The following is a 13,536-nucleotide window of genomic DNA, read 5'->3' on the forward strand; positions in this document are numbered from 1 at the left end:
GCTGATGGATCCTATCTCTGCCGGATCGACCGGCGGAAACAAGGACGGACAATGTTTGAGAGCTTAAGCGACCGGCTTGGCAAAATCTTTGATGGACTGCGTGGCCGCGGGGCTCTGAGTGCCGCGGACGTCGAGGCAGCGCTGCGCGAAATCCGCCGCGCGCTGATCGAGGCCGACGTCTCGCTCGAAGTTGTTCGCGCCTTTGTCGAACAGGTCAAGGACCGCGCCGTCGGCGCCGAGGTGACCCGCTCGGTCACCCCCGGCCAGCAGGTGGTCAAGATCGTCCATGACGAGCTGGTGGCCGTGCTCGGCGACAGCGCTGTCGCCATCGATCTCAACGCCCCCGCCCCGGTGACGCTGCTGATGGTGGGCCTGCAGGGCTCGGGCAAGACCACCACCACAGCCAAGATCGCCAAGCGCCTCAAGGACCGCAACAAAAAGAAGGTCCTGCTCGCCTCGCTCGATACCCGCCGCCCCGCCGCCATGGAGCAGCTGCGCGTGCTGGGCGAACAGGTCAGCGTGGATACGCTCCCCATCGTCACCAGCGAAACCCCGGTGCAGATCGCCCGCCGCGCCGAGCGCGAGGCGCGCCTGGGTGGCTATGACGTCCTCATTCTCGATACCGCCGGCCGCACCCATATCGATGAAGAGCTGATGGTGGAGACCGTCAGCATCAAGGACATCGCCAAGCCGCATGAAATCCTGCTGGTCGTGGACTCCCTGACCGGCCAGGACGCCATCAACGTGGCGCGCTCCTTCGATGGGCGCCTGGACATCACCGGCATCGTGATGACCCGCGTTGACGGCGACGGCCGCGGTGGCGCCGCACTCTCGATGCGCGCTGCCACCGGCAAGCCGATCAAGCTGATCGGCGTCGGCGAAAAGATGGATGCGCTGGAGGATTTCCACCCCAGCCGCATCGCCGACCGCATCCTGGGCATGGGCGACATCGTCAGCCTGGTCGAAAAGGCCGCCGAGCATGTGTCGGCCGAAGACGCCCAGAAGATGGCCAAGAAGCTCAAGAAGGGCTCCTTTGACCTCGACGATCTGCGCAACCAGCTGATCCAGATGAAGAAGATGGGCGGCATGGGTGGCCTGATGGCCATGATGCCCGGCATGGGCCAGGTCAAGAAGGCCATGGCCGGCGCCAATATCGACGAGAAGGTATTCGACCGCCAGATCGCCATCATCAACTCGATGACCAAGAAGGAACGGGCCGAGCCCGACCTGCTCAATGCCAGCCGCCGCAAGCGCATCGCTGCCGGCGCCGGCGTCGAGGTCAGCGAGATCAACAAGCTCACCAAGCAGCACCGCCAGATGGCCGACATGATGAAAAAGGTCGGCAAGGGCGGCATGGGTGCCCTTGGTGGCATGATGGGCGGCAAGATGGGCCAGATGATGGGCGGCATGGGTGGCATGGGTGGCATGCCGGACCTGTCCAAGATGGACCCGGCCCAGCTCGAGCAGATGGCCCGCCAGGCCGGCATCGACCCCGCCCAGCTCAAAGGCCTGCCCGCCCCCAAGCCGCAGCTGGCCGAAAAACTCCCGACCGATGTCGGTGCCCTGTTCAAATCCGCCGGAACCGGTCTGCCCGGGCTTGGCGGCGCTCCCCGTTTCCCTGGCCTGCCTGGCCTGGGCAAGAAAAAGTAATCGTTCAACCTAACCTAGGATACCAATATGTCCCTCAAGATCCGTCTGGCCCGTGGTGGCACCAAGAAGCGCCCGTTCTACCAGATCGTCGTTGCCGACGCCCGCTCGCCCCGCGATGGCCGCTTCATCGAAAAGCTGGGCACCTTCAACCCGCTGCTGGCCAAGGACAATGAAGGCCGCGTCGTGCTCGACACCGAACGCGCCAAGCATTGGCTGAGCGTTGGCGCCCAGCCGACCGACCGCGTGCTGCGCTTCCTGGATGCCGTTGGCGTTGCCAAGCGCGACCCGCGCAACAACCCCAACAAGGCCAAGCCGGGCGACAAGGCCACCCAGCGCGCTGAAGACAAGGCTGCCAAGGCTGCCGCCGTCGAAGAAGCCAAGAATGCCCCCAAGGAAGAAGCTGCCGCCGAATAAGGCTGGCTTCCCTCTCGGACAACAAAGCCCCGGTGGAAACACCGGGGCTTTTGTTTTGGCTCCACGGACGCTGCGGGAGCTTCTATCATCCAGCGGCGCGACCAATATTCTGGCACGCATCAGACTGGCGCGAGACAGGGGACGCCTATGATCGCAGACAGAACTCTGACCGTCGTCCACGACGGCCAGGAACGCCCCGTGCGCATCCAGATCATGCAGCCCGAGCAGGTCGGCCGAAGCTGGAACGGCCGCTACACTATCGACTGGCCAGACGCCCCAATTGAGAGCTTTTGCGGCGGTAATGACGCCATTGCAGCCCTGCATGGTGCCATCCTCAAGGTGGGCATGGAACTCTACATGAGCCGCTACCACCATGAGCGGACCATGTGGTGGATCAAACCCTGGGTCGGCTACGGCTTTCTCCTGCCCAAAGGCGCCCGCGATGAACTGATCGGCGACGACCAGCGGTTCTATGGGCTTGATACGCCCTAGGCAATGCTGACTGCTGCCAGCCTCTGTCAGGGGTTCGCCTTAGTGATGCGCCACCTAAACAAATGAGGCGCAACATGAAATTTGCATCGATCCGCGTCGTGACCCCCGACGTCGAGGCGCTCAAGGGCTTCTATGCCGCCCTGACCGGCGTGGCGCCGACCGACCTGGCACCAGGATTTTGCGAGATCCGGCTCGACGGCTGCACACTCGCCATATCGAGCGAGGCGATCATCAATGCCGTCAACGGCGGGGCCATCGTGCCCGGCGCCAATCGCTCGGCCATGATCGAACTCCAGGTCGATGACGTCGAGGCCGTTCAGGCCAAGGTCGCCGACCTTGCCCTTGGCGAAATCGTGCAACCGCCCACGACCATGCCCTGGGGCAATGTCTCCATGCTGCTGCGCGACCCTGACGGCGCCATCGTCAATATCTTCTCGCGCCCCGCCCGCTGAGCCGAGGGCCAAGAAAGAAGCCCCGGCGCATGGCGCCGGGGCTTTTCAATCTTTCGGCTGACCTCTCATCGAGAGCCCGCCAGAGGACCGCGGTCCATCAGGCCTTGAGCTTGGCCAGGATCGCGGAGCCCATTTCTTCGGTGCCAACCGTCTTGCGATTGTCCTGGGCGATGTCGCCGGTGCGCAACCCGTCGCTGAGCACGGCCGAGATGGCGTTCTCGATACGGGTGGCCAATTCGATCATGCCGAAGCTGTAGCGCAGCGCCATGGCCACCGAGGCGATCATGGCGATGGGATTGGCAATGCCCTTGCCGGCAATGTCGGGGGCCGAGCCGTGCACGGGCTCGTAGAAGGCCTTGCGCTTGCCGGTGACGGGATCGGGCGCGCCCAGCGAGGCAGAGGGCAGCATGCCCAGCGAACCGGTGAGCATGGCCGCCACGTCCGACAAAATATCGCCGAACAGGTTGTCGGTGACCATCACGTCGAACTGCTTGGGATTGCGCACCAGCTGCATGGCCGCGTTGTCGGCCAGGATGTGGTGCAGCTCGACGTCGGAATAGTCCTTGGCAACGCCCTTGACCACTTCGTCCCACAAGACGCCGGACTTCATCACATTCTTCTTGTCGGCCGAATGCACCTTGTTGTTGCGGGTGCGGGCCAGATCGAACGCGACGCGGGCGATACGGTCGATCTCATAGGTCTCATAGACCTGGGTATCGATGGCGCGCTTCTGGCCCTCACCGAGATCGGTGATGGTCTTGGGCTCGCCGAAATAGACGCCACCGGTCAATTCGCGCACGATCAGGATATCGAGGCCTTCCACCAGCTCGCGCTTGAGCGAGGAGGCATCGGCCAGCGCCGGATAGCAGATGGCCGGGCGCAGATTGGCGAACACGGCCATTTCCTTGCGCAGGCGCAGGAGCGCGGCTTCCGGACGGTGCTCATAGGGCACATTGTCCCACTTCGGCCCGCCCACCGCGCCAAAGATCACCGCGTCGGCAGCCTTGGCCTTCTCGGTGTCTTCATCGGTGATGGCGACCTGGTGGGCATCATAGGCCGCACCACCGGCCAGGCCGCGGTCGGTGGAGAAATCGGTGAGCTGCTCGCTATTGGTCCAGGCGATCAGCTTGTCGACCTCGGCCATGATTTCGGTGCCGATGCCGTCGCCGGGCAGCAGGAAGAGGGAATGGGTGGCCATGGTGGCTCCTTGCCGTACTGATGGTTACGCCTGTGGCTGCGCACATAGCCTCAATTGGCAGTGCCGCGCAAGCGGGAGGGCTTTTCTGCCCCGCTTGCTCAGCTGTGGCTGGTCGCGGCGCCGATGCGGGCGGTGACTTCGATCTCGATCTTCATGCCGGCTTCGATCATCTGCACGATGAGCATCGAGGCGGCCGGGCGGATGTCCTTGAACACCGGACCGACGGCCTTGACCACGGCGTCCACGTCATTGCGATCGCCCACATAATAGACGACGCGCACAGTGTCCTGGATGGACGAGCCGGCTTCCTTGAGGGCCTTGTCGATGGTGGCCAGGGCATTGGCTGCCTGCTGGCCGACATCATCGGGCATGGTCATGGTGGCATAGTCATAGCCCGTCGTGCCCGAGACATAGACAGTGTCCTCATGCCGCACGGCACGGGAATAGCCGAAGGTGGCCTCGAAGGGGGAACCGGTGGAAACGCGCTGGACCATGATCAACTCAGGAGTTTTTGCAGGAAGAATCGGCTTGCGCCGGGCGGATAGTGGGTGATTTCGCCGAAGACGCTGAAGCCCAGGCGAGCATAGAAACCGGGCGCCTGGAAACTGAACGTATCCAGCCAGATGCCGGCGCAACCAGCTTCGCGCGCCAGCGCTTCGGCCTGGGCCATCAATTGTGTGCCCACACCCTGCCCGCGCAGCCGCGCCGGCACAATGAGCATTTCGACGAACATCCAGTTGAAGCTGATCCGGGCGGTCAGGCCGCCATCGATCACCGCGGTCTCGGGATGGCGCAGCGTCAGGCCCAGGGTGCGCGGCGCCGGAAAGTCCGGCACCTGCGCGCGGTTGAAGGCTATCAGGGCGGCCCCGATGGCCGCTTCGCTGTCAGGCTGCAGAACGGCTTCGTAGCCGATCTCGACCATGGCTCACAGCCAGGGGCGATCTGTCGCCATCTTGTTTTCAAAGCTGGTGATCGAAGGATCGGACTTCAGCGTGCCGGCAATATCGTCGAGGCCCTCAAGCAGGATCTGCTTGCGGCTGGGGTCGATGTCGAAATGCAGCGTGCCGCCATCGGGCCCCTGAATGGTCTGGGCTTCCAGGTCCACCGTCAGCGTGGCGTTCGAACCGCGCTCGGCATCATCCATCAGCAGCTTGAGCTGCTCGGGCGTCACCACCACCGGCAAGATGCCGTTCTTGAAGCAGTTGTTGTAGAAAATGTCGGCAAAGCCGGTGGAGATCACGCAGCGAATGCCAAAATCGAGCAGCGCCCAGGGCGCATGCTCGCGGCTCGAACCGCAGCCGAAATTGTCGCCGGCAACGATGATGCTGGCCTGGCGATAGCCGGGCTTGTTGAGCACGAAGTCGGGGTTTTCCGTGCCGTCTTCGTTGTAGCGCATCTCCGAGAACAGCGCGGTGCCCAGACCGGTCCGCTTGATCGTCTTGAGATACTGCTTGGGAATGATCATGTCGGTGTCGATATTGATGATCGGCAGGGGCGCCGCGACACCGGTCAGTGTGGTGAACTTGTCCATGAGGAAACCTCGCTTTGCCCAGCGTCTTGGCGCAAAAGCCGGCTCCGGGTCAAGCCAGCAAACGCACAATCCGTTCGGCTAGCTGCGCGCCGTGCTCGGCCGCCAGGTCACAACCTTGATCAGATAGAGCACAACGACCAGCCCCAGCACGATATAGGTCAGCGGATCGAGCACCACTTCGATCACCTCGTAATGCTCGTGCAGGATAAAGCCGGCCATGGTCAGAATGGTGTTCCACACCAGCGCACCGGCGGCCGAGGCCAGAAGAAAGATCGGCAGGGGCATGCGCGACAGGCCCGCCGGAATCGAGATCAGGGTGCGGATCAGCGGGATCAGCCGGCCAAACAGCACGATGACGGGCCCGAACCGGGTGAACCAGCCCACAGCCATGTCGATCTCGTCGGCATTGAAAGCCATCACTCGACCAAAACGGTCCGCCATGACCCGGACGCGGTTGAGCCCGAACAGCCGCCCGGCAAAATACCACGGCAGCATGCCCACCACGGCCCCAACGGTGGCCGCGGCGATGACCCCGAACAGGTTGAGCTCGCCATTGGCGGCGGCGAAGCCGGCAAAGGGGATGATCAGTTCGGAGGGGATGGGTGGGAAGATGGATTCGGCCAGCATCACCAGAAAGATGCCAACATAGCCGAAGTCGGAAATGGTCTGGATGATCCATTCGGTCATGCTGGCTGTCTCCTGTTCGCCCGGACGCACACTGTCGGCAAAGCACCAACAAAAAGTTAGGGCCCCCGGTTTTCCCCAGGAGCCCCTATTGGCTTAGGCCGACTTGGAGGCGCGGCTCATGCGCTTGCGATCATTGGGGTCGAGCCAGATCTTGCGCAGGCGCAGCGACTTGGGCGTCACCTCGACATATTCGTCTTCGGCGATATAGCCGAGCGACTGCTCGAGGGTCAGCTTCTTGGGAGTGGTCAGGCGCACCGCCTCGTCCTTGGACGTGGTGCGGATATTGGTGAGCTGCTTGCCCTTGAGCGCATTGACCTCAAGGTCATTCTCGCGGGAATGCTCGCCGATGATCATGCCTTCATAGATGTCGACGCCCGCATCGATCATGATGGCGCCACGGTCTTCCAGGTTCCACAGGGCGAAGGCCACCGACTGGCCGGTGCCATTGGAGATCAGCACGCCAGTGCGACGACCGGGCAACTCGCCCTTGAACGGCACGAAGGAGTGGAACAGGCGGTTGAAAATGGCCGTGCCGCGGGTGTCGCTGAGCAGTTCGGGCTGATAGCCGATCAGCGAACGGGTGGGCACCAGCAGCTGGATACGGGTGCGGCCGACGCCCGAGGGACGCATGTCGGTCAGCTCGCCCTTGCGCTCGGTCAGCTTCTGCACAACCGTGCCGGTGAACTCGTCGTCCACGTCGATGATAACTTCCTCGACCGGCTCGAGCTTGACGCCATTCTCTTCTTTGAACAGCACCTTGGGGCGACCGATGGTCAGCTCGAAGCCTTCGCGGCGCATGTTTTCGATCAGCACGGCCAGCTGCAATTCGCCACGGCCAGCCACGTCATAGCTGTCGTTGTCGTCGCCGGGGGTGACGCGGATGGCCACATTGCCCTCGGCTTCGCGCATCAGGCGCTCACGGATAACGCGCGACTGCACCTTGTCGCCTTCACGGCCGGCCAGCGGACCGTCGTTGATGCGGAAGGTCACCGACAGGGTCGGCGGATCAATCGGCTTGGAGGCGATGGGCGTGGTCACCTGCGGGGCGCACAGCGTATCGGCCACCGTCGAGGTGACGAGGCCGGCAATGGCAACGATGTCGCCGGCTTCGCCAACGTCCACCGGCGTGCGCTCCAGGCCACGAAAGGCCAGAACCTTGGAAATGCGGCCCTTTTCGACTTCCTTGCCTTCACGGTTGAGCGTGTGGATGGCGTCGTTGGCCTTGACCGTGCCCGAGGTGATGCGACCGGTCAGGATGCGGCCCAGGAAGGGATTGCGCTCGATGGTGGTGACCAGCATGCGGAACTGGCCCTCTTCCACGACCGGCTCGGGCACATGCTCGATCACCTTGTCCAGCAGCGGACCGAGGTCATCCTTGGGGCCTTCGGGCTCCATGGCCATCCAGCCCTGCTTGGCCGAACCATAGAGCACGGGGAAGTCGAGCTGTTCGGGCGAGGCATCCAGCGCGATGAACAGGTCAAAGATTTCTTCCAGCACTTCCAGGTGCCGTTCGTCGGACTTGTCGATCTTGTTGATCGCCACGATGGGACGCAGGCCCTGGGCCAGCGCCTTGCCGAGCACGAACTTGGTCTGCGGCATCGGGCCTTCGGCCGCGTCCACCAGCACCACCACGCCGTCCACCATCGAGAGAATGCGCTCCACCTCGCCGCCGAAGTCGGCGTGGCCGGGGGTGTCAACGATATTGATGCGGGTATCCTTCCACATCAGCGAGGTCACCTTGGCCAGGATGGTGATACCGCGCTCGCGCTCGATGTCATTGCTATCCATGGCGCGTTCTTCGACGCGTTCGTTTTCGCGGAAGGAACCGGACTGCTTGAGCAGCACGTCGATAAGCGTGGTCTTGCCGTGGTCAACGTGGGCGATGATAGCGATATTGCGCAGGGACATATGGATCCGGCCTGTTGGCATGATCCCAAAACCTTGGGCCGCGATAGGGGCGGCAACAAACGGCTGAACCATGCAGGAATGAAGACGCGCCAACCCTCCGCAGCGATGCGGAATTGGCGCATTTGGCGCTGCATTACAGGAAGACGCGGTTTTCCACAAGCGCAGGGGGTGCAAAGGTGGGTTGCGACCGGCCACCGCCGCCCACCATGGTTACCTGAGGAGGCGCGGCAACGCGCCGGGCCAGCATGCTCCCAGTCACCTACTCTGCCGCCGCCGCCACATCAATTGCCAGTTCATCCAGCGCGATATCCTCGCCATTGGCCAGCAGGATGACGGTCAGGCCGGTATCGAGATTGCGCTGATAATAGGTGGACGTTCCCATCCAGCTGCCGCTGTGTGTGGCGTAGTTTTCGCCGCCCCAACTCTCGAGCACCCAACCAAAACCATAGCCGGCGCCGTCATCGTCGATCGGCGACCCATCATCGAGCGTACCGTTCTCAAACAGTGTCTTGGTTGCCTGCTCGTCGAGCAGCGCTCCATCGCTCAAGGCCGCCTCATAGAGCGCCAGATCATCAAGGCAGGTCAGCACATTGCCGTCGCCCTCCAAAAGGCTGGGCACATGGCTGAGTTCGAAATCGCCACCAAAGCCACTATAGCCCGCGGCCATGCGGTCGGGGTCCACCCCCTCGGCCAGCTCCACCAGATTGGTCGAACCCATGCCCAGACCATCCCAGATCCGCGCATGCAGCACGGCATTGAGGCTTTCGGCGCCATCCGCCTTGGCCACCAGACTACCCAGCGTGGCATAGCCGCTGTTGGAATATTCGTACTGTGTGCCCGGCGCATGATCGAGCGGCTGCTGGGCCAGCCAGTTCATCACAATGGCATTGGTCGCCTCGGTGCCCGACACGGACTCCTCATCGGCATCGATATAGTCGGTGAGCCCAGATATATGGTGGATCAGATCGCCCACGACGATGGCGCGGTCGTCCGAGTCCTGATCGGCGAATTCTGGTAGGATTTCGGCGACCGCAGTGTCTTGCTCATAGAGCCCGTCCTCCATCTGAAGCCGCGCGGCCAACGCTGTCATTTCCTTGGACACCGAGGCCAGATCAAAGATGGTTTGCGAGGTGACCGGCAGTTCCGCGTCAATATCGGCAAAGCCATAGCCGCTCTTGTGCAGCACAGTCCCGTTCGACATCACCAGCACCGCCAACCCGGGCGTGTCGGCCCCCACATAGGGCTCGACCACATTGTCCACGGCAGCAAGATGCGGCGCATCGGAAGCCGTGGCACCGGACACGACAACCGGAAGACACGCGATCAGAACTGCAGCAAGACGGACCATCAGCAACCCCGGATAAAGCATCATCCTTGGTCGTGCCGCAGCCATGCCGGACTGTCAATCGGGCCGTCACCGAGACCGATGGCAGACCAGTCGCGGCGCCCCGGAACCGGCCGCTCAGCGGTTGTGATAGAGCGAGATCCAGGTGCCATCGGGATCGGCGACATAGGCCACCCTGTTGCCCGCCGGGCTGTCAAAAGGCGCCTTGAGGATGTCCACGCCAGCCGCCTGCAGCCTGGCGACCAACGCATCGACATCGTCGACCTTGAGGCCGACCTCAAAGGGATGGCCGGCGCTGGGCCCGGGCATGCCATGCGATGCCAGCCCCTCTGGCGAGCTGATGGCAATGCGCGCTGCGCCCACGCTGTATTCGACATGCTCGGGGACGCCGCTGGAGGGGAAACGGTAGCTTTCGACCAGCCCTAGCACCGTTCCGTAGAATTGCGCGGCGCGGCCAATGTCCCGGCTATAGATGGTTGCAACTGCACTGATGAACTGTGCCATGACCGGCCTCCAGCCAAACCTGCTGGCTGAATTATCGTCCTTTCCGGCGCGCCGTCCAGCAGGCAGAAGACGGCGGGCGGCCAGGGCCGCCCGCAGGGATTATTTGACCGACCGGGGCAACTCACCCGACTGCCAGAGGCCGATGCCGAAGCCATCGGGGTCAAGGAAGTCGGCACTCCAGCCACCGGGAGCCTCCGAAACCGGCGTGACCATGATCACGCCCTGTTCGGCCAGCCCGGCCACGACATCATCGATGCCGCCTTCATCGAGCGTGAACACCAGCGCCGGGCTGGTGCCGCGCACCGCCTCCATTTCGAAGAAGATGAGTTCCAGCCCGTTCTCCAGCTGACCCGACAGCCAGAAGGGCTCGGCCCCTTCCTGGCGGGCCAGGTCAAGACCCAGGGTGGCCGTGTAGAAGGCCTCGGTGCGGGCAATATCGCTGACATAATAGACGATGCTGGCCGTTTTCGGTTTCAAGCGCATAGGAACCTCCAGTGTGGAACAATAGCCTATTGCCGCCGGTCGACGGTTTGTGAGGGGGTGACGATAAAAATATGGCCATCGGGATCATGGCTGCCGAACTGGCCACCATGCCGGGACAACCCCGCACCCAGCGCCTGGCGGATGCGCCCATAGGCCAGATCGTGACTGAGCCCCGTCATTTCATGGGGAGCAACCAGCCCGCGCGCCTGCAACTGGCGCTTGAGAGCCAGGATGCGCTGGCGCAATGCCGTATCGGTCAGCCCCAGCAAATAGGCGATCTCGCGCCGATTGTGCCCGCTCAGCACCAGGGCCGCAACCAGCGCCAACGCTGGCGGCAGGCCGGCCAGCTGCAGCGGGACAGCGGCATCGCTGGCGCTCGGAACCATGGCCTCATGCCAGGCCGTGTCGCGCCGGCGGCCGCGCAAGGCCTGACGGGTCATCATGCGGGCCCGGTTGCGCACGGTGCCACCGAGCCAGCGCTGCGTCTCGGCATTGCTCCAGTCGTTGCGCCCTGCCGCAAGGGCGGCCAGCAGCGCATCCTGCACGATATCCTCCACCGCATGGGCATCGAGACAATGGCGCCGCGCGATGACACACAGGCGCAGGAACAGACCCTGGCGCGGGCCGGGACTGGAAAGACGTGTCGCGCTCAGGACGCCCTGCGCTGATGTGAGACCGCCCGGGCCACATCCGCCCGCAGCAGATTGACCAATGCCTCCGGCGGCAGCGGCGGCGAGAACAGGAAGCCCTGGACTTCGGTGGCGCCCTGGGCCCGCACCAGCGTCAGCTGGTCCTGTGTCTCCACCCCCTCGGCGGTGGTCGACATGCCCAGCGACCGCCCCAGCCCGATCACCGCCTGCATGATGGCCTGGCTGTCCTTGCGTTCGGTCAGGTCGTGCATGAAGGAGCGGTCGATCTTGATCTTGTCGAACGGGAAGCTGCGCAGATAGCTCAGCGACGAATAGCCGGTGCCGAAATCGTCCATCGAAATGCGCACGCCCATGGCCCGCAGGTCATGCAGGGTTCGCAGCGTCGCGTCATTCTCGGTCAGCAGCAGCGATTCGGTGATCTCGAGTTCGAGCCGCGCCGCCGGCAGTCCGGCCGCCGCCAGGGCCGATTTGACCATGCCCACCAGGTCCCGGCCCTTGAACTGGATCGGCGACAGATTGACCGCCACGCGCACCGCTCCCGGCCATTGCGCGGCCGCCCGCGTGGCCTCGCGCAGCACCCATTCGCCGATCTGCACGATCAGCCCAGTCTCTTCGGCAATGGGGACGAATTCGGTGGGCGATATGGTGCGGTCGTCATGGTCCCAGCGCAGCAGCGCCTCCACGCATGTGACCCGGTCTTCCTCCAGCCCCAGCAGGGGTTGATAGACCAGCCGCAGCTCCTCGCGCTGCAACGCCAGGCGCAGCCCGGCCTCGATGTTGCGCCGCCGCTGCAGCTCGGCATCCATGCCATTCTCGAAGAAGTGGTAGGTCGAGCGCCCCTCGCTCTTGGCGCGATAGAGCGCCAGATCGGCATTCTTGACCAGGGTGTCGGTCTTGTCCCCGTCTCCCGGACCCACGGCAATGCCGATGCTGGCGCCAATCTCGATCTGCTGGCCACCGATATTCATGGGCGCGCTGATGGCCCGGATAATCCGGTCGGCGACCTTGGCCGCTGCCGACGCATCCTCGATCTCCCGCATCAGCAGGGCGAACTCGTCGCCACCCAGCCGCGCCAGCACATCGGTTTCCCGCGTGGCGCCCCATAGCCGCGCTGACGCCTGCTTGATGACCTCGTCGCCCACGGCATGGCCCAGCGTATCATTGACCGCCTTGAAGTGATCCAGGTCGATATAGAGCACCGCCGCCATTTCGCCGCGACTGAGGTTCTGCTCGGTCTTGGCCATCTGCTCGAGGAACTCGATGCGATTGGGCAGGTCGGTCAGCGCGTCATGCCGCGCCAGATGGCGGATGCGGGCCTCGTTCTGCCGCTGCTCGGTAATATCCTCATGGGTCGACACCCAGCCGCCATCCTTCATCGGATGGTGCTGCATCATGATGGTGCGGCCATTAAGCTCGTGGATGTTCTTGCCATATTCGCAGCGCGCAATGACGTCGCGGCGCCAGGCCAGATATTCCTCGCGCGTCATGTCGGCGCTCATGCCGACATCGAACAGATGGTTCAGGATGTCGTCGAGCTGCGTGCCGGGCGTGAGCAGCTCGGCCGGCAGATTATAGATGCGGGCATAGGGCTCGTTGCAGATCACCAGCCGTCCGCGTGCATCCATCATGCACAGGCCCTGGCTGATATTGTTCACCGCCGCATCAAGGCGGATATTCTGTCGCTCCAGCTCCAGCTTGCGCTTTTGCGCCACTTCGCTGCGCGCCACTTCCTCGGTGATGTCCTCATGCGTCACCACCCAGCCCAGCGCCGGCGAATAGACATGGGCGGTCTCGACCGTGCGCCCGCCATCCACCACCTCGGTATTCTTCACCCGTGCGCCGCTGCGATTGGCCAGCAGCTCTGCGGTATAGACTTCGTAGAATTCGTCTGCCTTGAGGTCGGGATGGTTGCCCAGGCTGCTGCTCAGCTGCACCACCTCTTCCAGGCTCATGCCCCGGCGCAGCGCGCTTTGCGAGAAGCCATAGATGTCGCGATAGTGCTTGTTCCACATCACCAGGCGGAACTGTGGCGACCAGACGCAGAAGCCATAGGGGATGTTCTCGAGGGCAGCGTCGAGCAGCAAGGCTTCGGCAAGACTTGCCACTTCGCTGAGACTGTCTGCTTGCACCCGCATTGCCTCCACGCGCGCCAGTCAGGCCGCATCACCGGCGAACGCTAAACTCTTCTGCTTAAGGAGAAATAAACCGCAGTGCGGAAGTCA

At 63.5% G+C, this 13,536-nt stretch carries 15 protein-coding genes; 4 read left to right on the forward strand and 11 right to left on the reverse strand.

The features are described from left to right. Positions 1-51: 51 nt before the first annotated feature. The 4 genes from ffh to K1177_RS14550 all read left to right on the forward strand — a co-directional run bounded on the left by ffh (position 52) and on the right by K1177_RS14550 (position 3,008). A complete protein-coding gene (ffh, locus tag K1177_RS14535; RefSeq protein ID WP_224704088.1) occupies positions 52-1,650 on the forward strand; it encodes a signal recognition particle protein in 1,599 nt (532 codons plus the stop codon). Between the two features lie 27 nt (positions 1,651-1,677). After that, positions 1,678-2,064: a 30S ribosomal protein S16 gene (gene rpsP / locus K1177_RS14540; protein WP_224704089.1), complete on the forward strand. Its 387-nt coding sequence runs from the start codon at positions 1,678-1,680 to the stop codon at positions 2,062-2,064. Positions 2,065-2,211: 147 nt separating this feature from the next. Then, positions 2,212-2,556: a DUF6968 family protein gene (locus tag K1177_RS14545; protein ID WP_224704090.1), complete on the forward strand. Its 345-nt coding sequence runs from the start codon at positions 2,212-2,214 to the stop codon at positions 2,554-2,556. Positions 2,557-2,630: 74 nt separating this feature from the next. Next, a complete protein-coding gene (locus tag K1177_RS14550) occupies positions 2,631-3,008 on the forward strand; it encodes a VOC family protein (RefSeq protein WP_224704091.1) in 378 nt (125 codons plus the stop codon). 97 nt (positions 3,009-3,105) lie between these two features. On the opposite strand, the gene leuB is transcribed toward K1177_RS14550, so the two are convergent. From leuB to K1177_RS14605, 11 genes are all read right to left on the reverse strand, one after another. Next, entirely contained in the window at positions 3,106-4,206 is a 1,101-nt protein-coding gene (gene leuB / locus K1177_RS14555) for a 3-isopropylmalate dehydrogenase (RefSeq protein WP_224704092.1), read from the reverse strand. Between the two features lie 98 nt (positions 4,207-4,304). After that, the gene (locus K1177_RS14560; protein ID WP_224704093.1) at positions 4,305-4,700 is read right to left on the reverse strand and encodes a RidA family protein; all 396 of its coding nucleotides are present in this window, start codon (positions 4,698-4,700) and stop codon (positions 4,305-4,307) included. A gap of 2 nt (positions 4,701-4,702) precedes the next feature. Next, positions 4,703-5,128 carry a GNAT family N-acetyltransferase gene (locus tag K1177_RS14565; protein WP_224704094.1) on the reverse strand — a complete coding sequence of 142 codons (426 nt, stop codon included), beginning with the start codon at positions 5,126-5,128 and terminating at the stop codon, positions 4,703-4,705. A 3-nt stretch (positions 5,129-5,131) separates the two neighbouring features. Continuing rightward, positions 5,132-5,737, reverse strand: a complete 606-nt coding sequence (gene leuD, locus K1177_RS14570; RefSeq protein WP_224704095.1) for a 3-isopropylmalate dehydratase small subunit — start codon at positions 5,735-5,737, stop codon at positions 5,132-5,134. 78 nt (positions 5,738-5,815) lie between these two features. Next, a complete protein-coding gene (locus K1177_RS14575) occupies positions 5,816-6,424 on the reverse strand; it encodes a DedA family protein (RefSeq protein ID WP_224704096.1) in 609 nt (202 codons plus the stop codon). Between the two features lie 93 nt (positions 6,425-6,517). Next, positions 6,518-8,332 (reverse strand): translational GTPase TypA, encoded by a 1,815-nt coding sequence (gene typA / locus K1177_RS14580; protein WP_224704097.1) that lies wholly within the window; start codon positions 8,330-8,332, stop codon positions 6,518-6,520. A gap of 259 nt (positions 8,333-8,591) precedes the next feature. Then, entirely contained in the window at positions 8,592-9,680 is a 1,089-nt protein-coding gene (locus K1177_RS14585; protein ID WP_224704098.1) for a serine hydrolase domain-containing protein, read from the reverse strand. Positions 9,681-9,794: 114 nt separating this feature from the next. Next, positions 9,795-10,181, reverse strand: a complete 387-nt coding sequence (locus tag K1177_RS14590) for a VOC family protein (RefSeq protein ID WP_224704099.1) — start codon at positions 10,179-10,181, stop codon at positions 9,795-9,797. A gap of 99 nt (positions 10,182-10,280) precedes the next feature. After that, on the reverse strand, positions 10,281-10,664 hold the full coding sequence (locus K1177_RS14595) for a VOC family protein (protein WP_224704100.1): 384 nt from the start codon (positions 10,662-10,664) through the stop codon (positions 10,281-10,283). Positions 10,665-10,690: 26 nt separating this feature from the next. Then, a complete protein-coding gene (locus tag K1177_RS14600; protein ID WP_396120245.1) occupies positions 10,691-11,377 on the reverse strand; it encodes a sigma factor in 687 nt (228 codons plus the stop codon). Continuing rightward, entirely contained in the window at positions 11,314-13,443 is a 2,130-nt protein-coding gene (locus tag K1177_RS14605) for a putative bifunctional diguanylate cyclase/phosphodiesterase (RefSeq protein ID WP_224704101.1), read from the reverse strand. The genes K1177_RS14600 and K1177_RS14605 overlap by 64 nt, the downstream gene beginning before the upstream one ends. Between the last annotated feature and the right edge of the window lie 93 nt (positions 13,444-13,536).

Source organism: Devosia aquimaris (assembly GCF_020169335.1).
In the GTDB taxonomy this organism is placed as follows: domain Bacteria; phylum Pseudomonadota; class Alphaproteobacteria; order Rhizobiales; family Devosiaceae; genus Devosia; species Devosia aquimaris.